This is a genomic window from Mesorhizobium sp. L-8-10, from assembly GCF_016756635.1.
Lineage (GTDB): Bacteria > Pseudomonadota > Alphaproteobacteria > Rhizobiales > Rhizobiaceae.
In genome coordinates this window covers 4,427,587-4,453,367 of the sequence record NZ_AP023263.1, presented here as the reverse complement: position 1 = coordinate 4,453,367, position 25,781 = coordinate 4,427,587, and the positions used below count along the sequence as shown (strand labels likewise).

Annotated in this window: 26 protein-coding genes; 11 read left to right on the top strand and 15 right to left on the bottom strand. The window is 65.6% G+C overall.

Annotation, left to right across the window (positions count from 1 at the left end; translation table 11 throughout):
• The 5 genes from JN280_RS20520 to JN280_RS20500 form a co-directional block, all read right to left on the bottom strand.
• On the bottom strand, positions 1–870 hold the full coding sequence (locus JN280_RS20520; RefSeq protein WP_202304674.1) for a branched-chain amino acid ABC transporter permease: 870 nt from the start codon (positions 868–870) through the stop codon (positions 1–3).
• 233 nt (positions 871–1,103) lie between these two features.
• Complete coding sequence (locus JN280_RS20515) at positions 1,104–1,805, bottom strand: ABC transporter ATP-binding protein (RefSeq protein WP_202304672.1); 702 nt, start codon at positions 1,803–1,805, stop codon at positions 1,104–1,106.
• 7 nt (positions 1,806–1,812) lie between these two features.
• On the bottom strand, positions 1,813–2,529 hold the full coding sequence (locus JN280_RS20510; RefSeq protein ID WP_202304670.1) for an ABC transporter ATP-binding protein: 717 nt from the start codon (positions 2,527–2,529) through the stop codon (positions 1,813–1,815).
• A gap of 58 nt (positions 2,530–2,587) precedes the next feature.
• Positions 2,588–3,907 carry an ABC transporter substrate-binding protein gene (locus tag JN280_RS20505; protein ID WP_202304668.1) on the bottom strand — a complete coding sequence of 440 codons (1,320 nt, stop codon included), beginning with the start codon at positions 3,905–3,907 and terminating at the stop codon, positions 2,588–2,590.
• Positions 3,908–3,955: 48 nt separating this feature from the next.
• The gene (locus tag JN280_RS20500) at positions 3,956–5,026 is read right to left on the bottom strand and encodes a maleylacetate reductase (protein WP_202304666.1); all 1,071 of its coding nucleotides are present in this window, start codon (positions 5,024–5,026) and stop codon (positions 3,956–3,958) included.
• 171 nt (positions 5,027–5,197) lie between these two features.
• Between JN280_RS20500 and JN280_RS20495 the strand changes: the two genes are divergently transcribed.
• The 3 genes from JN280_RS20495 to JN280_RS20485 all read left to right on the top strand — a co-directional run bounded on the left by JN280_RS20495 (position 5,198) and on the right by JN280_RS20485 (position 7,702).
• The gene (locus tag JN280_RS20495; RefSeq protein WP_202304664.1) at positions 5,198–5,989 is read left to right on the top strand and encodes an IclR family transcriptional regulator domain-containing protein; all 792 of its coding nucleotides are present in this window, start codon (positions 5,198–5,200) and stop codon (positions 5,987–5,989) included.
• Positions 5,990–6,213: 224 nt separating this feature from the next.
• Positions 6,214–6,675, top strand: coding sequence for an iron-responsive transcriptional regulator RirA (rirA, locus tag JN280_RS20490; RefSeq protein WP_202304662.1), 462 nt, complete (start codon positions 6,214–6,216; stop codon positions 6,673–6,675).
• 424 nt (positions 6,676–7,099) lie between these two features.
• Positions 7,100–7,702: a hypothetical protein gene (locus tag JN280_RS20485; RefSeq protein ID WP_202304653.1), complete on the top strand. Its 603-nt coding sequence runs from the start codon at positions 7,100–7,102 to the stop codon at positions 7,700–7,702.
• Positions 7,703–7,828: 126 nt separating this feature from the next.
• On the opposite strand, the gene JN280_RS20480 is transcribed toward JN280_RS20485, so the two are convergent.
• The 5 genes from JN280_RS20480 to hemP form a co-directional block, all read right to left on the bottom strand.
• Complete coding sequence (locus tag JN280_RS20480) at positions 7,829–8,620, bottom strand: heme ABC transporter ATP-binding protein (protein WP_202304651.1); 792 nt, start codon at positions 8,618–8,620, stop codon at positions 7,829–7,831.
• A gap of 10 nt (positions 8,621–8,630) precedes the next feature.
• Positions 8,631–9,731, bottom strand: a complete 1,101-nt coding sequence (locus JN280_RS20475; protein WP_202304649.1) for a FecCD family ABC transporter permease — start codon at positions 9,729–9,731, stop codon at positions 8,631–8,633.
• A gap of 158 nt (positions 9,732–9,889) precedes the next feature.
• A complete protein-coding gene (locus tag JN280_RS20470) occupies positions 9,890–10,786 on the bottom strand; it encodes a heme/hemin ABC transporter substrate-binding protein (protein WP_202304648.1) in 897 nt (298 codons plus the stop codon).
• 10 nt (positions 10,787–10,796) lie between these two features.
• Positions 10,797–11,858: a hemin-degrading factor gene (locus JN280_RS20465; RefSeq protein ID WP_202304647.1), complete on the bottom strand. Its 1,062-nt coding sequence runs from the start codon at positions 11,856–11,858 to the stop codon at positions 10,797–10,799.
• A 10-nt stretch (positions 11,859–11,868) separates the two neighbouring features.
• A complete protein-coding gene (gene hemP, locus JN280_RS20460; RefSeq protein WP_202304646.1) occupies positions 11,869–12,075 on the bottom strand; it encodes a hemin uptake protein HemP in 207 nt (68 codons plus the stop codon).
• A 231-nt stretch (positions 12,076–12,306) separates the two neighbouring features.
• On the opposite strand from hemP, the gene JN280_RS20455 reads away from it, so the two are divergent.
• From JN280_RS20455 to JN280_RS20430, 6 genes are all read left to right on the top strand, one after another.
• On the top strand, positions 12,307–14,466 hold the full coding sequence (locus JN280_RS20455) for a TonB-dependent hemoglobin/transferrin/lactoferrin family receptor (RefSeq protein ID WP_244741818.1): 2,160 nt from the start codon (positions 12,307–12,309) through the stop codon (positions 14,464–14,466).
• Positions 14,467–14,470: 4 nt separating this feature from the next.
• Complete coding sequence (locus JN280_RS20450) at positions 14,471–14,902, top strand: hypothetical protein (protein WP_202304644.1); 432 nt, start codon at positions 14,471–14,473, stop codon at positions 14,900–14,902.
• 19 nt (positions 14,903–14,921) lie between these two features.
• Positions 14,922–15,155: a hypothetical protein gene (locus JN280_RS20445; protein ID WP_202304643.1), complete on the top strand. Its 234-nt coding sequence runs from the start codon at positions 14,922–14,924 to the stop codon at positions 15,153–15,155.
• A 19-nt stretch (positions 15,156–15,174) separates the two neighbouring features.
• Positions 15,175–15,489 (top strand): antibiotic biosynthesis monooxygenase family protein, encoded by a 315-nt coding sequence (locus tag JN280_RS20440; RefSeq protein WP_202304642.1) that lies wholly within the window; start codon positions 15,175–15,177, stop codon positions 15,487–15,489.
• Between the two features lie 130 nt (positions 15,490–15,619).
• On the top strand, positions 15,620–15,865 hold the full coding sequence (locus JN280_RS20435; protein WP_202304641.1) for a DUF4160 domain-containing protein: 246 nt from the start codon (positions 15,620–15,622) through the stop codon (positions 15,863–15,865).
• Positions 15,846–16,094 (top strand): DUF2442 domain-containing protein, encoded by a 249-nt coding sequence (locus tag JN280_RS20430; RefSeq protein ID WP_202304639.1) that lies wholly within the window; start codon positions 15,846–15,848, stop codon positions 16,092–16,094. The genes JN280_RS20435 and JN280_RS20430 overlap by 20 nt, the downstream gene beginning before the upstream one ends.
• A 61-nt stretch (positions 16,095–16,155) precedes the next feature.
• On the opposite strand, the gene putA is transcribed toward JN280_RS20430, so the two are convergent.
• Positions 16,156–19,788: a bifunctional proline dehydrogenase/L-glutamate gamma-semialdehyde dehydrogenase PutA gene (putA, locus tag JN280_RS20425; protein ID WP_202304637.1), complete on the bottom strand. Its 3,633-nt coding sequence runs from the start codon at positions 19,786–19,788 to the stop codon at positions 16,156–16,158.
• A gap of 167 nt (positions 19,789–19,955) precedes the next feature.
• Here putA and JN280_RS20420 point away from each other — a divergent pair, with 167 nt between their 5' ends.
• Complete coding sequence (locus JN280_RS20420) at positions 19,956–20,411, top strand: Lrp/AsnC family transcriptional regulator (RefSeq protein WP_274609018.1); 456 nt, start codon at positions 19,956–19,958, stop codon at positions 20,409–20,411.
• Between the two features lie 5 nt (positions 20,412–20,416).
• On the opposite strand, the gene JN280_RS20415 is transcribed toward JN280_RS20420, so the two are convergent.
• On the bottom strand, positions 20,417–21,616 hold the full coding sequence (locus JN280_RS20415; RefSeq protein ID WP_202304633.1) for a cytochrome-c peroxidase: 1,200 nt from the start codon (positions 21,614–21,616) through the stop codon (positions 20,417–20,419).
• A 22-nt stretch (positions 21,617–21,638) separates the two neighbouring features.
• The gene (locus JN280_RS20410) at positions 21,639–22,076 is read right to left on the bottom strand and encodes a FixH family protein (RefSeq protein WP_202304631.1); all 438 of its coding nucleotides are present in this window, start codon (positions 22,074–22,076) and stop codon (positions 21,639–21,641) included.
• Positions 22,077–22,213: 137 nt separating this feature from the next.
• On the opposite strand from JN280_RS20410, the gene JN280_RS20405 reads away from it, so the two are divergent.
• On the top strand, positions 22,214–23,137 hold the full coding sequence (locus JN280_RS20405) for a sugar kinase (protein WP_202304629.1): 924 nt from the start codon (positions 22,214–22,216) through the stop codon (positions 23,135–23,137).
• A 36-nt stretch (positions 23,138–23,173) separates the two neighbouring features.
• Here JN280_RS20405 and JN280_RS20400 read toward each other — a convergent pair whose 3' ends face one another.
• On the bottom strand, positions 23,174–24,190 hold the full coding sequence (locus JN280_RS20400) for an aldose epimerase family protein (protein WP_202304628.1): 1,017 nt from the start codon (positions 24,188–24,190) through the stop codon (positions 23,174–23,176).
• Between the two features lie 14 nt (positions 24,191–24,204).
• Entirely contained in the window at positions 24,205–25,662 is a 1,458-nt protein-coding gene (locus tag JN280_RS20395; RefSeq protein WP_202304626.1) for an NAD-dependent succinate-semialdehyde dehydrogenase, read from the bottom strand.
• Positions 25,663–25,781 lie beyond the last annotated feature (119 nt).

Here is a 25,781-nt window from a genome sequence, read left to right as displayed (position 1 = left end):
TCAATCGCTGGCGCGCGGAAACAGGCCGCGCGGCCGGATGATCAGCACGGAGAGGAAGGCGAGATGCCCGGCCAGTATCTGCCATTCAGGGTTGATCGCGGCGCCTGCCGTCTGCGCGAGGCCGATGACGATGCCGCCGGCAAGCGTTCCCCACAGGCTGCCGAGCCCGCCGATGATGACGGCCTCGAAGGCGAAGATCAGCCGCGCCGGCCCGATGGTCGGATCGAAATTGGCGCGGATGCCGAGGAACAGACCGGCAAGGGCCGCCACCGCGAGCGCGATGCCCATGGCAACGGCAAAGAGCTTCCTGTTGTCGATGCCCATGAGCTGGGCGACCGTGGGGTCGTCTGAGACGGCGCGGAACGCCCGGCCGAGCGCGGTGCGGTAGAAGAGCTGGTTGAGCGCCACGATGGCGAGAACTGCCGCGGCCAGCGTGGCAAGCGGCATGAGGCCGATGGCGATGCCGCCGCCAAGCGGAAGCGACGCGGTTTCCAGGTCGCCCGCAGAGAGCCGGCGGGAGTCGGCGGAGAACGCTTCGAGCAGGCCGTTCTGGATGATGATCGACAGGCCGAAGGTCATGAGCAGCGGCGGCAATATGTCGGCGCCGATCGCCTTGTTCAGGATGACGGTCTGGAGCACGTAGCCGAGGGCGAACATCAGCGGCAGCGCCAGGAGAGCGGCAAGCGGCAGCGGCAGGCCGAGAAAGGCCACCAGCGCCATGATCAGGAAAGCGGCGAGCACGATCAGGTCGCCATGGGCCAGGTTGACCAGGCGCATGACGCCGAAGATCAGCGACAGGCCGGCCGCGAACAGCGCATAGAGCCCGCCGAGCAGGATACCCTGGATCACGACGTCGAGAGCGGCCGTCATGAGCGCCTCGCCGGAATGCGGACGAACCGCGCGTCGGAGGTACCCCCCTCTGGCCTGCCGGCCATCTCCCCCTCAAGGGGGGAGATTGGCAGCGTCGATGCAGGTGGCATTCCTGCAGCATCGCGGATTGGCGAAAGCGCAGGCGATAGACAATCTCCCCCCTTGAGGGGGAGATGGCCGGCAGGCCAGAGGGGGGTAGGGGCGACGAGTTCCCTGTTCATGTGCCCTCTCCCTCAGTGCCCGAAATAGGCTGCATGGATCTCCTCCCGCGACAGCGCGTCCGGCGCGCCGGAGAGCGTCATGCGTCCTTCCGAGAAGCAATAGACGCGGTCGCACATCTTCATGGCCTGGACGATGTCCTGCTCGACCACGACGATTGCCGTGCCTTCCGCCTTGACGGCGGGAAGTGCGGCATAGATGTCGCGGATCACCACCGGCGCGAGGCCCAGCGAGATCTCGTCGCAGAGCAAGAGCCGCGGGTTGGACATCAGCGCCCGGCCGATCGCCACCATCTGCTGCTGGCCGCCCGACAGAGCGGTCGAGGGGCTGTTGCGCCGCTCCCCCAGGATCGGAAACAGTTCGTAGAGCGTCCTGAGGTTCCACCTGCCCGAGCCGGAACGTCCATAGGCGCCGATCAGCAAATTCTCCTCGACGCTCAGCGAGGGAAACAGCTTGCGGCCCTCCGGCACCATGGCGATGCCTCGCTTCATGATGTCCGATGCCGGCAGTCCACCGATCGCCTCTCCGTCGAAACGGATCGCCTCCCGCGGAGCGTGAAGCAGTCCCGTGACGGCCTTGAGGAAGGTCGACTTGCCCGCACCGTTGGCGCCGATGATGGCAACCGTCTCCCCTGCCCCGGCTGCGGCCGATATGCCGAACAGAGCCTGGAAATCGCCATAGAAGGCGTCGAGTTTCTCGACGGAAAGCAGCGTCATCGCACCCTCACACCGGCGAGCCCAGATAGATCTCGCGCACCTCTGGGGAGGCAAGCACGGCCTTGGGATCGCCTTCGGCGATGACCCGGCCGAAATTCAGCACGACCAGCCGTCCGACCACGGCCACCAGCGCGTGCACGATATGCTCGATCCACACGATCGTGCGGCCGCCCTTGTGGATGGCCCGGATCGTCTCGACCAGTTCCTGGCACTCGCCTTCGGTAAGCCCGCCGGCGATCTCGTCCAGGAGCAGCAGGCGCGGATTGGTGGCGAGTGCGCGGGCCATTTCGAGCCGCTTACGATCGAGCAGCGGCAGCCCGCCGCTCACGCGGTTCGCCTTCGGCGCCAGGCCGGTCAGTTCGAGAATCTCGCCGATCGTGTCGACCACCTCGGCCTCGCGCTTGTCCTGGCCGAAACACGCCGCCACCAGCAGGTTCTCCGCCACCGTCAGCTTCTCGAAGGGATGCGGCACCTGATGCGAGCGGCAGATGCCGGAGAGGCAGCGTTTCTGCGGCGGCATCCTGGTAATGTCCTGGCCGTCCAGCGCGATCGTTCCGCCGTTCGGTGCGATCGCGCCGGTGATCAGGGCGAACAGCGTCGTCTTGCCGGCGCCGTTCGGTCCGATGATGCCGAGCGCCTCGCCCTCCGCCACCGACAGCGAGACGCCATCGGTCACGACAAGCGAGCCGTAGGATTTCTGCAGGCTGTCGATCGTAAGCAGCATCGGCGTCTCGGCGTTGCAAGAGACCACCCGACCTCGGCGGCCGGGCGGCTTCGGTCGGTCAGGCGATGGCTTCCATCTTGCCCGCGACGGGGATTTCTGGAGCCGTCTGGTTGTCGACGATCACGATGTCGTATTTGCCATCATCCTTGAGACGCCACTGGCCGCCGACCAGCGGGGTCTTGGAAAGGTTGGACCGCGCGAAAGGCGGGACATTCTCCTGACCGAACTTGATCGGACCTGTGATGGTCTGCAGGTCGACCGTGGAGATCGATTCGACCAATGCATCCGTATCCGTGGGATCGGCGGAGCGCTTCAGCACGTCCACGGCGAATTCGAGCAGCGAATGGATGAAGCCGATGGGCTGCGTCCACTGCCGGCCGGTGGCCTCGGTGAAACCGGCCGCAAGATCGGCCGCGGACTGGCCGTTCAGCGAGGACTTGAACGGGTGGCTCGGCGACCACCACACTTCCGACGACAGGTTGTTGCCGGTCTTGCCGAGGGCCTCCACGGCGACCGGGAAGAGGATGCACTTGCCGACACTCACCGCCTTCGGCCTGAAGCCCTTCTGGTTGGCCTGGGTCCAGAATGTGGTGAAGTCGGGCGGCAGCACCACACCGGTCACGATCTCGACATTGCCGCCCTGGAAGGCCGTGATCTGCGCCGAGAAATCGTCGGTCAGGTTCTGGTATCGGCCGGGATCGATCAACGTGAAGCCCTGCTCGGCCAACACCGGCGGAAAACCGACATTGGGGTCGCCCCAGGCGTTTCCGTCTCCGTCATTGGGGAAGAGCCCGCCGACCACCTTGTTGGTCTCGAGCTGGTTCCACATGTTGGTGAAGACGGCGATCACGTCCTCCAGGCCCCAGAAATAGTGGAACGTATATTTGAACGGCTGCCAGCTCGCCGGATCGCCCGGATTGCCCTGGCGCCCGATGAACCAGGGCTGCCACGGCGCCATGGTCGAAATGCACGGCACTTCCTCGATCTCGCACTGGGTCGAGACCGGATTGGTGGTCTCGGGCGTCGAGGCGACAAGCATCAGGTCGATCTCGTCATCGACGATCAGTTCCTTGGCCACTTCGGCCGCGCGGTTGGGATTGGATTGCGAATCCTTGACGATAACTTCGACGGCGTAGTTGGTGCCGTTGATGTCTAGCCCGTTCTTCACGATCTCGCGGAACTGGCCGAGGATGAACTGGTCGGCCTCGGCGAAGGCGGCAAGCGGCCCCGTCTGCGGGCTGACATAACCAAGCTTGATCGTCTCGGCCGCCCTGATATGCGGCGCGAACAGCGGCGCCATCGCCACGCCCGCGCCGGCCGCGGCCGTCGTCTTGATGAATTGACGCCGGCTGAGCCGGCCTGGTCTGCTGAGCGACATGTTCTCCTCCCAAGAAAAAGCCGGAACCGGCCGGCCCCCGTCATTTCCTCACGCGGCCGGCACCGACGGCTCCTCCCCGGCCCACGCCCGCGCGATCAAGGCCCGGATCCCGTCGCGCTCCAACGGTCGCGGGTTCCAGTATGGATTGGCGAGCGCGAGATCGGTGGCCCTGTCGATGCCGCTTTCCGGCATGCCGATATCGCGGAGCGCCCGCCGTGCCCCGACCTTGCCGGCGAGGTCGAACAGGCCGCCGGGGGCATCGGCCACGCCGAGCGCGACAGCGACCGTGGCGGCGGCCTTTGGCACGGCCGGCCCATTGTAGGCGAGCGCGTGCGGCAGCACGATCGTATGCGTCTCGGCATGCGGCAGGTCGAATGTGCCGCCGATCGTGTGGCAGAGCTTGTGATGCAGTGCCATGCCCACCGCGCCCAGGCACGCGCCGGCCAAGAACGCGCCATATTGCGCGTCGGATCGAGCCGCGCGATCTCCCGGATCGAGCGCGATGCCCGGCAAGGCGCGGCCGAGCGCGGCGATGCCCTGCTCGGCCAGCATGGCGATGATCGGATTCGCCTCCTGCGCATAGAGTGCCTCGACACAGTGAGCGATGGCGTTGATCCCGGAGGTGCCGGAAAGTTCCGCCGGCAGCGTCATCGTCAGCCCGACGTCATAGATCACCACCTCCGGCAGGACCTTCATCGACTTCTGCGTTGTCTTCACGCCATCGCGGGTCTCGCCCAGGATCGGCGTCATCTCGGAGCCGGCATAGGTGGTCGGGACGGCGACCTGCGGCAGATCGGTTCGCAAGGCGATCGCCTTGGCCAGCCCGATGGTCGAGCCTCCACCAAGCGCCACGAGACAATCGACGCCGCGCTCGCGCACCACCTCGAGGGCCTGCTCGGTGACGTCGACGGGCGTGTGCATCACGGCCCCAGCATAGAGGGACGGGTCGTGCGCGGAAAGGTTTGCCGCCAATGCCCGTCCGTCCGCGGCCTGATGCGGGGTGGTGATGACGAGCACGCGCCTCGCTCCGAGCCGGGTCAGCTCGTCGCCCACACGCGCCAGAGCCCCGTCGCCGAACACGACGCGGGCGGGCATTCCCGTATAGACGAAATTCTCCATCCCTGGTCGCTCCTTGTTCGCATAGCGAACGATATCATTCGAAAAGTATGAGCCGGAAAACTCCTGTGTCAAGCCGATAGGCTCGGATTGACTGACCCGAGCGATGATGACAGGATGAACTACGCGACGATACCGTTCGCTTTTCGAACAGACTGTCTACGGAGCCGCATTATGGACGCCCAGGCCAAGGCGCCGCAGCGCAACGAAGCCGACGACCGCGAGATCGTGGCCGGCCTGGTGCATGGCATCGCCGTTCTGCAGGCGCTTCAGAAGAAGCCGAGGCTGACCCAGTCCGAACTGAGCGCGGCGACCGGGCTGACACGCGCCACGGCAAGGCGCAGCCTGATCACCCTCGCCTCCCTCGGTTATGTCGATGCGACCGACGGCATCTACCGGCTCACGCCGAAGGTGCTCGAATTCGCCACCGGGTATCTCAACTCCAACGACGGCTGGATCGCCATCGCCACGCCCTATCTCGAAATCTTGCGCAACCGCGTCGAGGAAAATGTCTCGGCGGTGGTGCTCGACCGTACCGATGTCGTCTATGTCGCTTCCTTCGCGGCCGATACCGTGATGTCCATCAATGTGCGCATCGGCGGACGCAAGCCCGCCTATTGCACCGCCATGGGCCGCGTCCTGCTCGCCGGCATGCCGGAGGACTGCGCGCGCGACGTGCTCGAAAAGAGCAGCATCCAGCAGAAGACGGGAAACACCCTCGTCACGATCGACGACCTCATGGCGGAGGTCCGCAAGGTTCGCGAGCAGGGCTACGCCGTCATCGATCAGGAACTGGAGCCTGGCCTCGTCGCGGTCGCGGTGCCCGTGAAGAACCTTCGCGGCGCCACGATCGCGGCACTGAACATCTGCGGTCACACGATGCACACCTCGCTCGACAAGCTGACGTCGTTGTGCCTGCCCGAGGCATTGAAGACCGCCAGGCAGATCGCCACCCGACTGCCCTGAATCGCCTCGAGCCCTGCCGGTCGCGCACGCCGACTCACCTATCCTCGCCGATTCCCGGCCGGCACGGCCCGCGCATGGAAGCGTGCTCATCCCTGCGTTGCGAGGCATGCCGACCTCGCCTTAAACATGACAAAAAACTTCAGGTTAATTGCATTGTTGTCTGGAATTGTTCTAAGGTGTAGGCCATATTCGAGGGGATCGAGAGTCCTCGCAAAGGAACCGTCATGCGGCTGACCCGGCAGACCAACTACGCCATTCGCATCCTGATGTATTGCGCGGCCAACAGCGAGCGGCTGAGCCGCATTCCGGAGATCGCCAGCGCCTATTCGGTGTCGGAACTGTTCCTGTTCAAGATCCTGCAGCCGCTCGTCGAGAACGGCCTCGTCGAGACCGTACGCGGTCGCAACGGCGGTGTCCGGCTCGGCCGCCCGGCCGACAAGATCAACCTGTTCGACGTGGTGCGCGTAACCGAGGAAAGTTTCGCCATGGCGGAATGCTTCGAGAGCGACGCGGCCGAATGCCCGCTGGTCGACAGTTGCGCCCTCAATGCGGCGCTGCGCGAGGCGCTTGGCGCCTTCTTCGCTGTGCTGGAACGCCACACCATCGCCGACCTGGTGAAAGCCAGGTCGAATGTCCGCTCTCTGCTTGGCATCGACCTCCTGGAACCCCGCGCCCTGGCGGGGTGACGCGCCTTCCCCCGGCTTTCCAAGTCTCATGCCGCGAGGGACCGGGACGCCTCGTTCTTCTGCGACCGCCGTTTGGAGCTCCGCGTGAGCTCCCCCGATGTTGCCCATCTCACCGCGCGGACCTCCGGCCCGACGACTTTGCGCGCCGCGCGGCGGCAGCCGGCTTCGCCTCCACCGGCCTGCGCTTCTGGCCGACCGGGCCTGGCGCGCCCTCCTACCCGACCCGGACCGGAACGCGTGCTCACGCCGAGCGGCCGCGCGCAGACATCGTCGACCGGAACTCATACGATTGGCGGCCCCATCGCTATTCCTCGCTTCGAAGCATCTGCCCCCTAGCACCGTCATCCGACAGATGGCATCATCCGCTTCGGTTGCATCTTCCTTGCCCTGACGGGCGGGATCTTCAAAAGCGGAGGGGGGCCTGATGCCGCTTTACACACATGATCAGAGTCCGGTCGGACAAAAGGCATGCGGCGCGTCCTGCATCCTTTGCGCGGCCAATGAACTGGGCGTCCGCAACGGTCCGATCACGGATCCGGACGCGGCGGCCATGTGGCAGCGCATCTGGAAAGGCCCTCAGGACGAATCGCTGATATCGCGCGTCGCCAGCGAGCTCGCCCGGCTGCGCCTGACGGCCGTGATCATTCAGGACAAGTCCAAGACCAGCAGCCTGCGTCAGGGGCAGCTCAGTTCCGTCTTCGAGCCGGCCTATCAGGCCTTCAAGGCCGACGTGAAGAATGTTGTCACCTGGGACAAGCGTCCCGGTCCCAATGCTTTCCTGGACAGCGATTTCGACAGCTTTGCCAGGGTGATGCTGGTTGTCTCGCTGGCCAACGGCCTGACCCATTGGGTGCTCGCCCGCCGCTACAACGGTGCGATCCAGGTGATGAATCCCGACGGCGGCACCGACACGGTCGAGCAGAATCTCGTGAACTGGATGAACGGCCCGCCGGTACCCCGGACGATCGGCAATGTCGACTATGTCTTTACCGGCATCGCGCTCTCAGTAACGCGGACCCCACGCTAAGCATGCCTCCCGAAAGCATGCAGCGGTTTGGGAAAAAAGACATGCGCCAATCAAGAACCTACGGCGTGACGCGTGAATCCGGACGCGTCACGCTGTAGATGCTACGCGTTTGCGGCTCAACTTGCCCTAGAGCGCCGCCGATTGCGGCAGGACGAAGGGCATGTTGCCCTGCGGCAGCGCGCCCACCTTCAGCCGGCAGTCGAAGACGCGCGAGATCAGTTCGTCGCTGAGCACCTCGCTCGGCGCGCCGGCCGCTGCGAGGCGGCCCCGATGCATGACGAAGACCCGGTCGGCATACATGGCCGTGAGATTAAGGTCGTGAAGGATCGCCACGACGCCGCCTCCCCGCCGCGCGAATTCGCGTGCGATGTTCATGATGATGAGCTGGTGCTTGATGTCGAGGCTCGAGACCGGCTCGTCGAGGAACAGATAGCGCGGCCGTCCCTCCAGCACCGGCGCCCACACCTGGCACAGCACCCGGGCAAGCTGCACGCGCTGCTGCTCGCCGCCCGAGAGCTCCTGGTAGAAACGTCCGCCGAAGCCGTCGAGGTCGACGCGCGCCAAAGCGCGCTCGGGCAGCCTCTCCTGCTCGCCCGCCAGCGCGCCGGAGCGCCCGCCGAGAAGACCGAGCTTCACCACCTCGCGCACGGTGAAGGGGAATGACAGGGCCGTGGCCTGCGGAAGCACGGCGCGCATGGCGGCCGCCTCCCACGGCTTCAGCGTCGAAAGCTCGCGCCTGTTGAGGCTGATCGAGCCGCGATAGGGCAGATCGCCTGATAGCGCACGCAGGAAGGTCGTCTTGCCCGAACCGTTCGGACCGACGATCGCCGCCATTTCGCCCGGCCGCATCTCGAAATCCACGTCGGAAACGATGCGCTTCCCGCCGATGGTGACCCCGACATCCCGGGCTTCGATCATGCTAGACCCCTTACAAATCGAGGACACCGCGCTTGCGCAACAGGATCCACAGGAAGAACGGCGCGCCCACGGCCGCCGTCACGATGCTGATCGGCAGTTCGGCGGGCGCAACGACGGTGCGGCTCACGGCATCGGCCATAAGCAGCAGGCAGGCGCCGAGCAGCGCCGAGGCCGGCAGGAGATAGCGGTTGTCCGGCCCGATGGAGAGGCGCAGCAGATGCGGCACCACGATGCCGACGAAGCTGATGCCGCCGCTGACGGCGACCGAAGCGCCGACCGCTGCGGCGACGGCGACGATCGCCACATATTTCATCCGCTGCACTGGAATGCCGAGATGGTTGGCGGTCGCCTCGCCGAGCGCCAGGGCGTTGAGGCCGCGCGCCAGGAAGGGCGTCGCGGCGAGCGCCAGGACGATCACCGGTCCGACTGCGGCCACCTTCACCCAGGTCGCGCCGGCGAGCGAGCCCAGTTGCCAGAAGGTCACGTCGCGCAGCTGGCGATCGTCGGCGATGAAGATCAAGAGCCCCATCAGGGCGCTGGCGAAAGCGGCGAGCGCGATGCCGGCGAGCAGCATGGTTGCGACCGAAGTCTGGCCGCGCCGCGTCGAGATCCTGTAGAGCAGGAGCGTTACGGCGAGCCCGCCGAGGAAAGCCGCGAGCGGCAGGGCATAGATGCCGAGCAGCGCGGTGGCCGGAGCAAGCAGGGTGGGACCGAAGACGATCACCGCGACCGCCGCCAGCGCCGAGCCCGTGGAGATGCCGACCAGCCCAGGATCGGCGAGCGGGTTGCGGAACAGGCCCTGCATCACCGTCCCGGATACGGCCAGTGCCGCGCCCACCAGCGCGCCAAGTGCCACACGCGGCATGCGGATATCCTGTATGATGATGCGGTCACGCTCCGAGAGCGCGCCGGCATCGGCGGAAGACAGCCAGCCGCGGATCACGCCCCAGGCGGAGGCGTCCGAAGCGCCTGCCGCGAGGCTGAAGAGGACGGTGACGACGAGCGCCACGGAAAGCAGCAGGACAGCGATCCTGCCGTGAAGACTGCGGTCACCTTGCATGATGCCGGTGGCTTCGGCGCGGAGCGCCCTGGCTGCGGACATGTCGAGCATACTTACCTGAACCCTTTCCCATCGGGTTGCCCCGCCCGGCCGATGCGATCCCGTGAAGGACCATAGCCCATTAGTCGCGCGAATCGCGTTGCCATCCCGTGCTTGGCTGATCCCGCCACAAGTCGCCCGGCCGCGTGATCGACAAGGCTGAAGAAGCCCTAGTCGGTCGCCTTGTCGCCGTAGAATGCCTTGGCGAGATCACGCACGGCGCCGGCCGTACGGGGGCCGAATCCCAGCAGATAGGAGGCATCCATGCGGATCAGCGCCTTGGCCTGGCCGGCAGGCGTCGGCGCGATCGCGGGATGGGAGACGACCTCGTCGACACCCCTGTCGTGCTCGCCGCCCCGCGTCATCATCAGGATCACGTCGGGTTTTGCCGTAACGACCGCCTCGTCCGAAGCCTGCTTGTAGCCTTCGAAGTCGCCCATCACGTTGACCGCCCCGGCCATCTTGATGATGCCGTCCGCGGCGGTGCCGTGACCGGCCGCGAGGATCTTGCCGCCCTGCAGGCTGAGGACGAACAACACGCGCTTGCGTTCGGCCACGTCGGCCGTCAGCTCCTGGGCCGATTTGATGTCCTTGTCCACCAAGGAAGCCAGCTCTTTGGCCTTGCCTTCGGCCCCGATCGCCATGCCGACAATGCGTATCTTTTCTAGAATCCCGTCATGGTCGAAGCGGTCGGGCACATTCACCATCTCCGCGCTCGCCTTCGCAAGCACGTCGACCGCCTCGCGCGGGCCGCTGCCTTCAAGCATCAGGATCGCGCTCGGATTGACCGACAGCACACCTTCCGGCGAAAGCTGGCGCATGTAGCCGACGTCGGGCAGCGCGAGCGCTGCCTCCGGATAGAGACTCGTCGAGTCGCGGGCGACGAGGCGTTTCTCCTCGCCCAGCGCATAGACGATCTCGGTGATCGAGCCGCCGATCGCAACCACCCGCGAGGGGTCGGAGAACCCACCCTCGATCTCGTTGGCATCAACCGGAACGGCGCAGAATCCTATGGCCGCGACCAACGCGGCGCCCAGAAACGCGCCGGAACTTGTCACGCTACGCATCCGGCCCTCCTCACGCTGCCGAGGACTGCGGCACGCGCGGCAGGTTCTCGGCGATGAAGCGCCAGTCACCGCGCTCCGCCTCGCCCTCGTGACGGGCGCCGAAGAACTGGATGACCATCTCGCCGGCTGCGTCATACGCCTCGATGGAGGTGACGTGACCGTCCTTGGTCGGCTTGCGGACGACCCAGGCCTGGCGGATGTGATCCATGCGCAGATGCAGGTGGAAGGTCTTGTCCATCACATTGAGCCAGGGACCCATCGGCTGGACGTTCTGCAACGGCCCCTTGTGGATCTGGATGCATCCGCGATTGCCGACGAAGCACATGATCGGGATCTGTTCCTGCACGGAGTGGCTGAACATGGCCGAAACCGCGTCGGCGTCGAGCAGCCAGGCATAGTCCTGCCCCACCATGTCGAGCGCCTGGAGGCGCGTCAGGTTGAGTGCCTTCAGCATGCCGAAGAACTGGTGGGTGTCCGTGAGACGGCTCCAGCGGTCGCGCAGTTCCTCCATGCTGGCGACCGCGCCGGCCGGCGCGGCGTCGATGGCGACTTCCATCGCCTTCACGGCCACCTTCTGCGACTGGTCCGCGATCGCCAGCCTGGACACCAGGTTCTGGTAGGCATAAAGGTTCGAACCCGGCCTGAGATGCACCTTGTGCACCGCCTCGCCCTGCGCGTCGAAGAACTGCAGGCTGCGGCGGATCTCGTCGCCGTCCCGCTTCTCGACCGCGAAGCCATGCGCCCACACCTTGGGGAAGATGCGCAGGTCGATCTGCTCGCCCAGTACCATGGCGCTGTGCGCGCCGGTCACCACCTTGTCGTAGGTGCCGATCTTCTCGTGAACGGCGCTTTCGTTGCGGGTCAGAGCCATGACCTCGCCGACCGCTTCCAGGCCGGTGAGCAGTTCGTTGGCGTCGGGAGAGACGCGCAGCGCGCCCTCCCCGCACCATGCCGCAACGAATTCGGCTTCCGAGATGCCAAGCTGCCTGGCAAGGTCGCGCTCGCGCATCTTCGGGTTGTCGGCGCGCGCCTGGCGGATCGCCGGCGCGTCGGGTCTCACTGCGGCATTCATTCGGTCCTACCTACTTGTTGAGGATGAGCTTGCCCTGACGGGTGATCTTCAGCCGGTACATCGCGCCGCGATGATCGATGCTGATCTCGTGATCGCCATGGAACAGCGATTCGCTGGTGACCGTCCTGACGGCCACGGGGCGGATGGGGGCCGGCCGCTCGGCTTGCGGCGTACGATACTGCCCGAAACGGAAATTCGCAGGATTGTGGCTGTTCACGGTCGTGCTTCCTTTTCCAAGTCCGGTCAAACGTCCCCGCCGGTGGCTGATCCGGCATTCAATTCTTGACACTAATTATCAGGTTTAATACGGAGCGCAATACCGGACTGCTTCAGTCAACATATTGGCGGTCGGAAAGAACGAATGTCGTGCGAGCCAGCGTCAGCGAGCCAGCATGGAGAACAACGACAAGGAGTTGGACTCATGGGGCTGGTGGTTTTGGGGCATGAGATGAAGCGAAGGGCCGGCGCACGGACGGCGCTTCTACTCGCAGGCGTGGCGACGATCGCCCTGGGATCGGCGCAGGCTCACGCTCAGGAGACCAGCCAGCCGCAAGCCGACCAGGCGCAGCAGACCGCCCAGCCCCTTCCGGACGACACGGGGGCAACGGTGCTCGATACCATCACTGTCGTCAGCCGTACCGGCGAGACGGCCATCGAAACCATGGCGTCAGTCAGCCAGGTCAGCGGCGAGCAGCTCGAGCGGCGCATGGCGACGACGCCGCAGGACGTGTTTTTCGGCGTTCCCGGTATCTCCGTCCAGACGGATGCCAAGCGCGCGGCCTCCAGCGTCAACATCCGCGGCTTGCAGGATTTCGGGCGTGTGGCTGTCATCGTCGACGGCGCGCGGCAGAATTTCCAGCGCTCGGGTCACGGCACCCAGAGCCTTGTCTTCATCGATCCGGAATTGATCCAACAGGTCGACGTCATCAGAGGCCCCATCGCCAACACTTACGGCTCCGGCGCGATCGGCGGTGTGGTGTTCTTCGAGACAAAGGACGCGGAAGACTTCCTCCGCGACGGCGAGACCTACGCGGCGTCGGTCACGGGCCTCTATGATACCAACGCTTCCGGCTGGACCACCAGCGCGACCGGCGCCTACAAGTTCAACGAGGCGGCCGACGTCATCGCCAACATCGTCTGGCGCGACTATGGCGACTACGAGGACGGCGGCGGCGACAGGGTCGTGGGCACCGGCTTCGACCTGCTCAGCGGCATGATCAAGAGCACGATCCGCCCGACGGAGAACAGCGAGTTGAAGCTCGGCTGGGTCGGCGTCGGCGAGAGCTGGTCGGAAGGCATCGGCACTTCCGACCTCGACCTCAACCAGAACACCTTCACGGCTCGCTACAACATCACCGACGACGCCAGGAGTTGGCTCGACCTGCACGTCAACGTCTCCTACAACGGCGCGGATCTCGACCAGACCTATCGGAGGAGCATAACCCAGTTCGATCCGGACACCGGCCGGCCGATCGTCATCCCCGCCGGCTCGCTCACGACCTACGACCTCGGCACCTGGGGCCTCGATATCTGGAACACATCGCGCTTCGAGACCGGCGAGGTCTCGCACGAACTGACCTATGGCGGAGACTGGGTGTCCGACGACGTGGTCACCACCAGCCCGATCGGCGGCAGCGACTTCTACACCCCGTCGGGCAAGCGCACCGTCTGGGGCGCCTACATCCAGGAAAAGCTCACCTATGACTGGCTCCAGGTCATCGGCGCCCTGCGCTACGACGGCTACAGCCTCGACGACGACTCCCAGGAGACCTCGGGCAACCGGCTTTCGCCGCGCCTGACCGTGGGCGTATCGCCGTTCGAGGCGTTGAGCGGACTGCAATTCTACGGCACCTATGCGGAGGGCTACCGCTCGCCCAGCATCAGCGAAACGCTGATCGGCGGCATGCATCCGAGCGGCGTCACATTCCCCTTCCTGCCCAACCCGAATCTGAAGCCCGAAACGGGCAAGACGTGGGAGTTTGGTGTCAACTACAGCCAGGACGGGTTGATCTGGAGCGACGACACGCTGCGCCTCAAGGCCGCCTACTACAACAACGACGTCGACAACTATATCGGCGGCACGACGCTCTCCGCCTTCGATCCGACCAGCGGCTGCCCGCTGCGTCCGGACCTTCTCGGCACGCCCGGCTACATCCCGATCTGCTTCCAGTACCAGAACTTCGCGGAAGCCAAGATCAACGGCTTCGAGTTCGAGGCCTTCTACGACGCCGGGCGCTATTTCGGTGGCCTGTCGGCCTCGATCATCGACGGCTACACCATCGAGCAGGGCGAGCGCGAGGATCTCCTGACGATCCCGGCTTCGCAGGTGACCGCCCAGCTCGGCATGCGCGTGCTCGAAAACGCGCTGAGCTTCGGCGGCGAGGTCCAGTACAACGCTCCGCCCAAGGGCGCGACGTTCGCCGACGACTACACGTTGGTCAACCTCTTCGCCAGCTATCAGGCGACCGAGAATCTTCGCCTCGACTTCCGCGCCGACAATCTGCTCGACGTCAAATACGCCAACCCGCTCAATGCGACGACCACATCCGTCATCTATGAGCAGGGCCTGACGCTGAAGCTCGGCGCAACCATGCGTTTCGGAGGATGATTCGATGATCGGTACAACATGGCTTCGTTTCCTGGCCATCCTTGCGACGCCTTTCGCCGCGGCGGCGCAGGCGCAGGAAGCGGCAAAGCCCGCGCTCCAGCTGGAGCTCAATGCCGTGCAGCCCTCCGACAAGGGCTGCCGGTTCACCTTTGTCGTCAACAACGGCCTCGGCGTCGATCTCACGCGTGTCGCCTACGAACTCGCGCTGTTTGACGATGCAGGTTCGGTCGACCGCCTCACCGTGCTCGCCTTCAAGGAGATGCCTGCCGGCAAGACCAAGGTCAGCCGGTTCGACATAGCGGGCGTCGATTGCGGCAAGGTCGGCCGGGTGCTCATCAACGAGGCCACCGAATGCGCCGGTTCGGGCATCGAGCCGGCCGCCTGCATGCGCGACCTGAAGACGTCGACCAGGACGTCCGTCGGCTTCGGCCTCTGATTCCAAGGGAAAGATAGATATGATCCTCACCGGGCTCCATGCGCTCGCCGCGGACCGCGGCGACGGGCTGCGGCCGGAACTGCTGGCCCTGCTCGCCGCGCGCCAAGGCGACCGCTCCGGGGGCGGCGTGGTCGTCGAACTGGCCAGCCGCCGCGGTGATGCATTCACGCAATCGGGCCCGCACCCGCGTGGCCTGCGCGATGCACCACTGCCGAAGGGCGTGGTGCGCTTTCCGGTTCGAACGAAACGTTAGATCAAGGGAAAGGAACCCGATGTATATCGCGATGAACCGCTTCAAGGTCCAGAACGGCTCCGAACAGGCATTCGAGGATGTCTGGAAGAACCGGGATTCCACGCTCTCCGAGATGAAGGGATTCCGAGAGTTCCACCTGCTGCGCGGCCCGGTCAACGAGCAGGAAGGCTATACGCTGTTTGCCTCGCATGCCGTCTGGGACAGCTACGAGGACTTCACCGCCTGGACCAAGTCGGAGAACTTCCGCGCCGCGCACAAGAATGCCGGCCAGAACAAGGTCCTCTATCTCGGCCACCCGCAATTCGAGGGCTTTTCGGTGGTCGAGGGAGCGTGAGGCGGAGCGACAACCACGGGCAGAGGCGTGGGTAGGCCGACGGCGCTTCAGAGGCTTGCGTTCCGCACGATATGATGTTTGCCTCTGACTGCAATTTGATGGCACCGCGCGAGGAAGAAAGGTTGATGGATTGCCGATCATATTGAGGCAAGGTCCCTACAAGCGTTTCTTCTATTCCAACGAGGGCAGCCCGCGAGAACCTGCCCATATCCATGTGAGGGCAGGCTCGAAGGAGGCAAAGTTTTGGCTCGAGCCCGATGTGGCCCTGGCCGATAACAACGGCTTTCATGCAAAGGAACTGAAGTCTATTATCGGGATCGTTAGCGCTGCCCGGCAGCAGATCGTGGATGCATGGAATGTCTATTTCGGCAACTGACGTACGTTTCGATGAGCATACGATGTGGGTCGAGTTGAGCGACGGCCGTACCATCGGTGTACCACTCGCGTGGTTTCCACGCCTCGTTAACGCCGCCCCCAAAACGCTGCGTGAAGTCGAAATCAGTCCGCTAGGCCTCCATTGGGAGGCACTAGACGAAGACATATCAATCGCCGGTCTCCTCGCCGGACGAGGAGATCAGACGATCAAACGAAAAAGAGTGGCGTAAGCGGCAAGCCGGAACCCTTGGTCTCCAGACTGCAGTTTGCGATGAACCATGGCAGGTTCGCTCATGCCGCCGCCAGCAGGCTGGCATTGCCGCCCGCAGCGGTGGTGTCGACGCAGACGGCGCGCTCATGCGCATAGGCCGCCGGATAGATGACCTCGCTCACCAGCGGCACGATCGGCCCCTTGCGTGTCGCGAGCGCCTGGCGCAGCGGCTTCAGCGTCGCGGCATCGGCGGAACAGGCCACGGCGTCGATCGCAACTCCGCCGAGGCTGTCGGGTGACACAACACCGTCGATCACGGCGAGAGGCAGGCCTTTTCCGGTGAGCGCCTGCAGCGCCACAGGCGCACCCGGCGCCACAGCCAGCACCGCATTGCCGGCGGCAAGCGCCTGGATCACCTGCGCCAGCAGCGTGTCGGCATCGGGCCCCAGGCACAGGACCTTGCCGCGCGGCAGCAGCGACAGCGTGTTGGCTTCTCCGGTCGGCCCGGGAAGATCGGCCTGGCCGTATTCCACTGCAGCCGCGGCGGCGATCGCCTCGGCGCCCTTCCCGCGCAGATGCTTGCGCAGGATGGCGATGCGGTCGGCGCGTGCCGCCCAGCCGCCGAGTGCCGCATCCGGCATATGCTCGGCGAGCGTCGTCGCCGCGGCCGGCTTGCCGGCTGTCGCCGCTGGGTTACCGGCCATAGGCCCGCCAGCCGCCTCAGAAGCCTTGCGGAAGCGGCGCAGATAATGCGGCCCGCCCGCCTTCGGTCCGGTGCCGGAAAGCCCTTCGCCGCCGAATGGCTGGGACCCGACCACCGCGCCGATCTGATTGCGATTCACATAGATGTTGCCCGCATGGATGCGATCCACCACGTGCTGCACCCTTCCCTCGATGCGGGTGTGCAATCCGAAAGTCAGGCCGTAACCCTTGCGGTTGACGGCGGCGACCACCTGGTCGATCTCGTCGGCGTCGAAACTCGCGACATGCAGGACGGGCCCGAAGATCTCGCGCTCCATCTCGCCTATGCCCTTCACCTTGAGCACATGCGGAGCGATGAAACGCCCCTCGCCTGGAACCTCGCCCTTGGCGATGAGCTTGCCTTGTTCCTCCATCGACCGGCAGTAATCGCCGATCGACTGCTTGGCCTCGTCGTCGATGACGGGTCCGACATCGGTGGCAATGGACCGCGGGTCGCCGATCGTCAGGGCCTCCATGGCCCCGCGCAGCATTTCCAGCATCTTCTTCTCGACATCCTTCTGGACGTACAGCACGCGCAGCGCCGAGCAGCGCTGGCCCGCGCTCTGGAAGGACGATGCCAGGATGTCGCGCACCGCCTGCTCGGGCAGCGCGGTGGAATCGACAATCATAGCATTGAGCCCGCCGGTCTCGGCGATCAGCATGGCGTCTGGGGCGGCCGTCGCCGCTAGCTGGCTCTCGATCAGCTTCGCCACTTCCGTGGAACCCGTGAAACAGACGCCCGCGATCCGCGGGTCGGCCGTCAGCGGCGCGCCGACGGACGGGCCGTCGCCGGGCAGCAACTGCAGCACGTCTTCCGGGATGCCTGCCTCGCGCAGCAACGCCACCGCGCGGGCCGCGATCAGCGGCGTCTGCTCCGCCGGCTTGGCGATGACGGCATTGCCGGTCACGAGTGCGGCGGCGATCTGGCCGGTGAAGATCGCGAGCGGGAAGTTCCAGGGCGAGATGCAGGCGATGACCCCGCGCGCCTGCGTGCCGGCCTCGGCCTTGCCGGCCTCGGCGGCGTAGTAGCGCAGGAAGTCGACAGCCTCGCGCACCTCGGCGACGCCGTCGGCGAGCGTCTTGCCCGCCTCGCGCGTCGCCAGCGCGAAGAACTCGACGGCACTGGCCTCGTAGAGGTCGGCGGCACGGCGCAGGATCGCGGCACGCTCGGTGACCGGACGCGCCGCCCAGGCCGGCTGCGCTTCGGCTGCGAAGCGCACAGCAACGGCCACTTGCTCGGCGCTGGCTTCGTGGACCGTGCCCACCACTTCGCTCGGCTTTGCGGGGTTGACGATCTTGCGGCTGCGGCCATAGCCGGCCGCGCGCGTCATCGGCTTGGCCGTCCAGCGGTCCCCGCCGGCAAAGGCGGCGCGTCCGGCGTCGATCTTTTCCAGCGTGAGGGGATCGGTGATGTCCCAGCCCTTGGAATTGCGCCTGCCGGCGCCGAAGATCGCCAGCGGCGCCGGGATCGACGGATTGGCGGCCGGTCCCTGCGTGGCGACCGTCTCGAAGGGATCGCGGGCAATCTCCTCGGCGTTGACCTCCTCGTCGACGATCTGGTGCACGAAGGACGAGTTGGCGCCGTTCTCCAGCAGCCGGCGCACAAGGTAGGCGAGAAGGTCCGAATGCGCGCCGACCGGGGCATAGATACGACAGCGCGTACCTTCCGCCTGGCGCACGGTCTCGTGCAGCGCCTCGCCCATGCCGTGCAGCCGCTGGAACTCGAAACAGTCGCGGTCGGGCGCCATGGCCAGCACCGCCGCCACGGTATGCGCGTTGTGCGTCGCGAACTGCGGATAGATCCGGTCGGTCAGCGACAGGAGCTTTCGAGCATTGGCGATGTAGGATACGTCGGTATTGGACTTGCGGGTGAAGACCGGATAGCCCGGCAGCCCCATCGTCTGAGCGCGCTTGATCTCGGTGTCCCAGTATGCGCCCTTCACGAGGCGCACCATGATCCTGCGGTCGAGCCGCTCGGCCAGCGCATGGAGCCAGTCGATGACGAACGCCGTGCGTGGCCCGTAGGCCTGGACGACGACGCCGAAGCCATCCCAGCCGGCAAGTTCCGGCGACGACAGCACCCGCTCGATGACGTCGAGCGACAGGTCGAGCCGGTCGGCCTCCTCGGCGTCGATATTGAGCCCCATGCGAGCATCGCGGGCAGCGATCGCGAGGGACAGGAGCCGCTCCGACATCACCGGCAGCATGGTCTCCCGCTGGGAAACTTCGTAGCGGGGATGTATCGCCGACAGCTTGACCGAGATGCCGGGGTTGCGGCGGATATCGCTGCCGCTGCCGAGGCTCTCGAGCGCGGCGATGGCGTCCGTATAGGCCTTCAGATAGCGCAGCGCGTCGGCCTCGGTGCGGGCCGCCTCGCCCAGCATGTCGTAGGAATAAAGATAACCCCTGGATGTCATGGGACGGCCGCGCTTGACCGCCTCGGCGATGGTGCGGCCGAGCACGAACTGCTCGCCCATCTCGCGCATGGCGGCGGCGACCGCCGTGCGGATGACGGGCTCGCCGAGCCGCCGCACCATGGCGCGCAGCGTGCCTTCGATGCCGCCCTCGCCTTCGTCCAGCACCTTGCCGGTAAGCATCAGAGCCCAGGTCGAGGCGTTGACGAAGATCGAGCTCGACCCACCCGAATGCGCCGACCAGTCATGCGGGGCGATCTTGTCGCGGATCAGGTCGTCCATAGTCTCGGTGTCGGGCACCCTGAGCAGCGCCTCTGCCAGGCACATCAGCGCCACACCTTCCTTGGTGGAGAGACCATAGGCCTTGAGGAAGACCTCCATGAGGCGGGGATCGGACGAAGCCCGCACCGCACGTACGAGATCGGCCGCACGCGCCGAGATCGCCGCGCGGTCGGCTTCCGACAGCGCCGCCGCCTTCACCAGCCGCGCAATCGCCTCCGCCTCGTCAGGCAGGTAGTTGCCCCTGATTTCGGCACGAATGGCGTCGAGCGCTGGCATGGCATACCCCGTCGGTTGCGAGAGTGATCTGGAATGTCCCCGGTGGCAAGCCGGAGACTGGCGGCCTCTATAGCATGGTCGCTTTTTCCGGATGGTCTGAAGAAATGGAACTGAAGGACCTTTTGGTCTATAATTTTGGCATCAGCCGATAGATTTGGACTGCAGATTTGACAAACTCAGATCAATTGGACCGCATTGACCGGAACATACTGGCGGCTCTGGCAGCCGATGGCCGGCTTTCCATGGCCGAGCTCGCGGCGAAAGTCGGCCTTTCCAAGACCCCGGTGCATGCAAGAGTCAGGCGGCTGGAGGCGGAGGGCTATATCCGCGGATATTCGGCCGTCATCGACCGCGAGCGCATGGGCGAAGGTCATGTCGCCTTCGTGCAGGTCAAGCTCTCGGACACGCGATCGGCGGCTCTCGACGCCTTCAACCGGGCCGTCCGGGGCGTGACCGAGATCGAGCAGTGCCACATGATGGCGGCGAGCTTCGACTATCTCCTGAAGATCCGCACCCGCGACATCGCCGCCTATCGCAAAGTGCTCGGTGAGCGGATATCGGCCCTGCCCCATGTGGCTCAGACCTCGACCTTCGTGGCGATGGAAACCGTCAAGGACAGGTAGGCGGTCTATTGCGACAGCGTTCCCAGGAACCCGATCAGCGCCGAGACCTCGCGGTCGGAAAGCTTCAGCGGCGCAAGTTCAGAGTGGCCGGAAACGCTTTTCGGCGCCTGGACATAATGTTCGACAACCTCTTTCAGCGAGCCGAACTGGCCGGAATGCATATAGGGCGGACGGTCGGACGCGCCGCGTAGCGACGGTGTCTTGAAGGCGCGGACCTGTTCGGGGCTGTCCTTCACCATGAAGCGCAGTTCGCGGCACTCCTCCGGCCTGGCGTCGCTATAGCGGCCGAGGCAGTTGAAGGGATCGGCGAGAACCTGCCGCGCGCCGGCCTCCCGTCCGGTTTCGTCCGGCAGGCCCGCCACCGGCGGCACGCCGGTATTGTGGAAGTGGTCGTCCGTGAATCGCGGCCCGTTGTGGCAGGTGACGCAGTTCGCCCTGCCGATGAACAGCCTGAGCCCGTAGATCTCCTCATCCGTGAGCGCCGCATCGCCTTCCGGCTGCCGACCCGCCCTGATCGCGTCGGCGAAGCGGTCGAAACGCGTGGGCTCGTGGACGATGCTGCGCTCGAAGGCGGCGATCGCCTTACCGAGATTGACGAAAACCTGATCGACATCCGCGCGCTGCCCGTCGCTCATCGCCGCCCAGGCGGCCTTTTCCGCCTCCGAGCCGAGCGGCCCGGCGCTGACCGGCATGCCGGAAAGGTCGGGCAGCGGCCCGAAGACATGTTCGTAACGATCGCGGAGCGTGTCCTTCACGACATGCGCGTAGAAGGCGCGTGTGCCGCCATGCTCGCGCGGATCCTCCATCGGCGTCAGCGCCTGGGCCCAAAGGCTGTCGCGGCGGCCGTCCCAGAACAGGAAGGGCGCGCGCGCCACGCCGGCGAGCGGCATCGAGCGGCGGTTGGTCATGGCGAGCCCCACCGACCGCGGCTTGTCGTCCTGGAACTGACGGTCGATCAGATGACAGGTCGCACAGGCCACGCTGCCGTCGCGGCTGAGCCGCTGCTCGAAGAACAGCGTCGCGCCGAATGCGGCGGCGCGCGGCAGATCGGCATAGCGATTGCTGGGATCAGGAGGCAGCGGCGGCAGGGCGGAAAGCGACAGCGACGCGACCGTCGCCTTCTCTGCCTCGGTCAGTCCTTCGGGCTGGCATCCGGCGACCGCCGTCGCCAGAACGAGTGAGACTATTGTGAAACGCCGCTTCATCGCCCCTACAATACGAGGTTGCCTACAATACAAGGTTGAACGTCACGCTGTCGTCGCCCGGTGACGCCGAGATCGCGAATTTTAGCTCCCACCAGCCGCTCATGTTGAAGCGCACGCCTTCGACCCTGTAGCGTCCATCCCCGAGATAGGCCGTGACCTCGGGAGACGTCGGCAGCCCGTGACCGTGCTGCGGCATGCCGCCGCCGACCGTGATATGCGCACCCTCGACTGGCTTGCCGTCAGGCGTGGCCAGCGTCAGCACCAGCGCCTGGAGGGGGCCCCGTTGCACCGGTTCGATCTCCGGGGCCATCGCCACCGAATAGAGGCCCATGGCGCTTGGCTTCGAACGCGAGAGATCGAGTTCGGCCGGCGGCCTGACCAGGAAATGCATCGCCGCCCAGCCGGCCAGGCCGACGGCGACGAGGGCGATCGCGATCAGCACCGCTCGGCGCAACTTCATGCTAATGCTCCGTGTTCACGGTCCCGAACGGTATCGGGAAAAAGTTGACGTACCGGAACAGGGCGAATCCGGTTCGGCCATGGCCAGCCGATGTGCGGCAGTGTAGAGCGGAACGCTCAATCGGGGAGAAAAAATCCATGGCGGGACGCGGCGTGGCGTCGATCGGCGAATGCATGCTGGAGCTTTCCGGCACGCGCGGCGACGAATGGCGGATGGGCTTTGCCGGCGATACCTTCAACACGCTATGGACCCTGCGCGCGCTGACCGCGTCCGACATGCCGGCCGACTATGTGACCGCCTTCGGCGACGATCCCTTCTCGCGCGACCAGATCGCCTTCTTCCGCGAAAACGGCATCGGGACCGCGGCCAGTCCTGTCATCCCGGACGCGCGGCCCGGCCTCTACGCCATCAAGCTCAAGGGCGCGGAACGGTCCTTCACCTACTGGCGCTCCGATTCGGCAGCGCGCCGCCTCGCCGACGACCCGGATTCATTGGCAAAAAGCCTGGAAAACCGGGCACTTGTCTACTTTTCCGGAATCACTTTGGCAATTCTCGAAGCGCCGGCGCGCAAGGTGCTCGTCGAAACGATCGCCACAGCACGCAAGGCCGGCAGCCTCGTCGCCTTCGACCCCAACTATCGGCCTCGCCTGTGGCAGGACGCGGCCACCGCGCGCGCGGCGATCGCCGAAGCGCTCGCGGTCACCGATATCGCACTGCCCACTTTCCCCGACGAGCAGGCGCTATGTGGCGACGCCTCGCCGGAGGCGACCGCATTGCGGCTGCAGGGCGCGGGCGTGAAGGAGGTCGTCGTCAAGAATGGCGAGGAGCCCGCCTTGGTCGCGTCCGGCCGCATGATGGAATCCGTTCCGGCCATTACCGCCGTCGCCATCGACACGACGGGCGCCGGCGACAGCTTCAACGGCGGCTATCTCGCCGCACGACTGGCCGGCTTCGAGCCCTCCGAATCTGCGCGCCATGGCCATGCGGTGGCCTGCGCCGTCGTCCAGGTTCGCGGCGCGCTCGCTCCCTTCGAGGTGCTGAAGGAAGCCTTCGAGGTTTAGATATCACCAGTTCCGGACTCTGACCGCCGCGCCGGGTCACCCCAGCCTCAAGCGATATTCCGTCGTCTGCCTATAGATCTCGCCCGGCCACAGCACCGCTTGCGGAAAATAGGAACGATTGGGCGAATCGGGCCAGATCTGCGGTTCGAGCGCGAGGCCCGCATAGGCCCCATAACTGCGCCCGCCATGCCCCTTCGCCCCGGGCGCCAGCTTGTGGCCGGAATAGAACTGGACGCCCGGCTCGGTCGTCCACACTTCCATTTCGAGGCCCGATTCCGCGCCCTGCACCCAGGCCGCCTGGTGGAGCGGACCGCGGCTCGCCGCGAGGCAGAAATTGTGGTCGTACGCCATCTGCTGGCCACCGCTCTCCAGGCGGATCGGCCGGGCATGGCGGAAATCGAACGGCGTACCCTCGACGGGCTGCACCACGCCGGTCGGGATCAACTCGTCGTCGACCGGCAGATAGGCTCCGGCCGGCAGCATCAGCCTGTGGTCGAGGATGCCGGAAGCCCCGCCGTCATCGAGATTGAAGTAGGAATGGTGTGCGAGATTGCACAGCGTCGGCTCCTCGCATGTCGCGCTGAGCTCGATCGACAGCGTGCCGGGGATCCTCAGCCGATAGGTGCAGCTCACGTCGAGCGCACCGGGGAAGCCCATGTCGCCGTCGGGCGAATGGAGTGTCAGGGTGACGAAGTCGGGGCCATGCAGCGCGACCTGCCAGACACGCTTCCCGAAGCTTTCCTTCCCGCCATGCAGCGTGTGCTTGCCGAGGAAGTTCCGGTCCGTCTGGCAGCGCCTGCCTGATATGATGAAACGGCCGTCCTTGATGCGGTTGGCGTAGCGTCCGGCGATCGCCCCCATATAGGGCGAATGGGCGGGATAGTCGTCGAACTTCTCGAAGCCAAGGACCAGCGGCGGCTCATGGCCCGCAAGCCGCAGGTCCTGCAGCACGGCGCCCCAGTTCATGACGGCGGCGGTGAGGCCGCCGCCCGAGATCGTGAAACGATGGACGGCCTCGCCCTCGCCGGTCGTGCCGAAGCGTTCGCCGTCCATCTCTGTCGGGCCGCCTAGAGGCCGAGCCCGCCGATGCAGACATATTTGGTATCGAGATAGTCCTCGATGCCCTGATGTCCGCCTTCGCGGCCCAGACCGGATTCCTTCACGCCGCCGAACGGCGCCTCGACAGTGGTGATCAGGCCCTCATTGACGCCGACCATGCCGTATTTGAGGCCTTCCATGACCCGGAAGGCGCGGCCGAGATCGCCCGTATAGAAATAGCAGGCCAGACCATATTCGGTGTCGTTGGCGAGCCGCACCGCCTCTTCCTCGGTCTCGAACTTGAAGACCGGGGCGACCGGACCAAAGATCTCTTCCTTCATGAAGCGCATCTTGGTAGTTGCATCGGCGATCACGGTCGGCTCGTAGAAGGAGCCGCCAAGCGCGTGGCGCTTGCCGCCGGCGACCACGCGGCCGCCCTTGGCCTTGGCGTCGGCGACAAACTCCTCGACCTTCTCCACCGCCTTGTCGTCGATGAGCGGCCCCTGCTGGACACCGTCGTCGAGACCGGAGCCGATCTTCAGCTTCTGCGAGGCTTCGGCGAACTTCTCGACGAATTCGTCATAGACGCCCGCCTGCACGAAGAAGCGGTTGGTGCAGACGCAGGTCTGGCCCGAATTGCGGTATTTCGCCACCATCGCGCCCTCGACGGCGCGGTTGATGTCGGCGTCGTCGAAGACCAGGAACGGCGCATTGCCGCCGAGTTCCATCGACACCTTCTTGACCGTTGAGGAAGCCTTCTGCATCAACAGCTTGCCGACCTCGGTCGAGCCCGTGAAAGTGATCTTCTTGACCAGCGGATTGGTGCACAGTTCGTCGCCGATCTCGCCCGCCGAACCGGTCACGACATTGACGACACCCTTGGGGAAGCCGGCCTCTTCGGCGAGCGCTCCCCAGGCGAGGCCCGAATAGGGCGTCTGCGAGGCGGGTTTCACAACGACCGTGCAGCCGGCGGCGAGCGCCGGGCCGATCTTGCGCGACAGCATCGACGACGGGAAGTTCCAGGGCGTGATGGCCGCGACGACGCCGGTAGGCTCCTTCGTCACGAGGATGCGGCGGTCGGCCCAGGGCGACGGCACGACATCGCCATAGGCGCGACGGCCCTCCTCGGCGAACCACAGAACATAGGCGGCCGAGATGGCGACCTCTCCCTTGGCTTCGGTCAGCGACTTGCCCTGCTCCATGGTCAGCAGTTCGCCCAGCGTCTGCTGGTTATCCATGATCGCGTCGTGCAGCTTGCGCAGCAGCTTGTGGCGCTCGAGCACGGAGGTTTTCTTCCAGGTCTGGAAGGCGGCGTCGGCCGCCTCGATGGCGCGCCGCGTCTCGACCTTGCCTGATTTCGGCACGGTGCCGAGCTTGAGGCCGGTGGCCGGGTTGATCACATCGACGGTGGCGCCCGAATCGGCCTGCACCCATTCGCCATTGATCAGGTTGGCCTGCCGCATGAAGGGGCTGGTTTTCTGGAGCATGGTTCCGTCTCCCGTCGGCGCCCCGGGGGCGCCGGTCTCTGTTCCGTTGTCAAAAGCCTGGCCGACCGCTTGGTTCCATGCGGTCATTCCGCAGGGCCGAGGCTATTGAATGGTCTTAC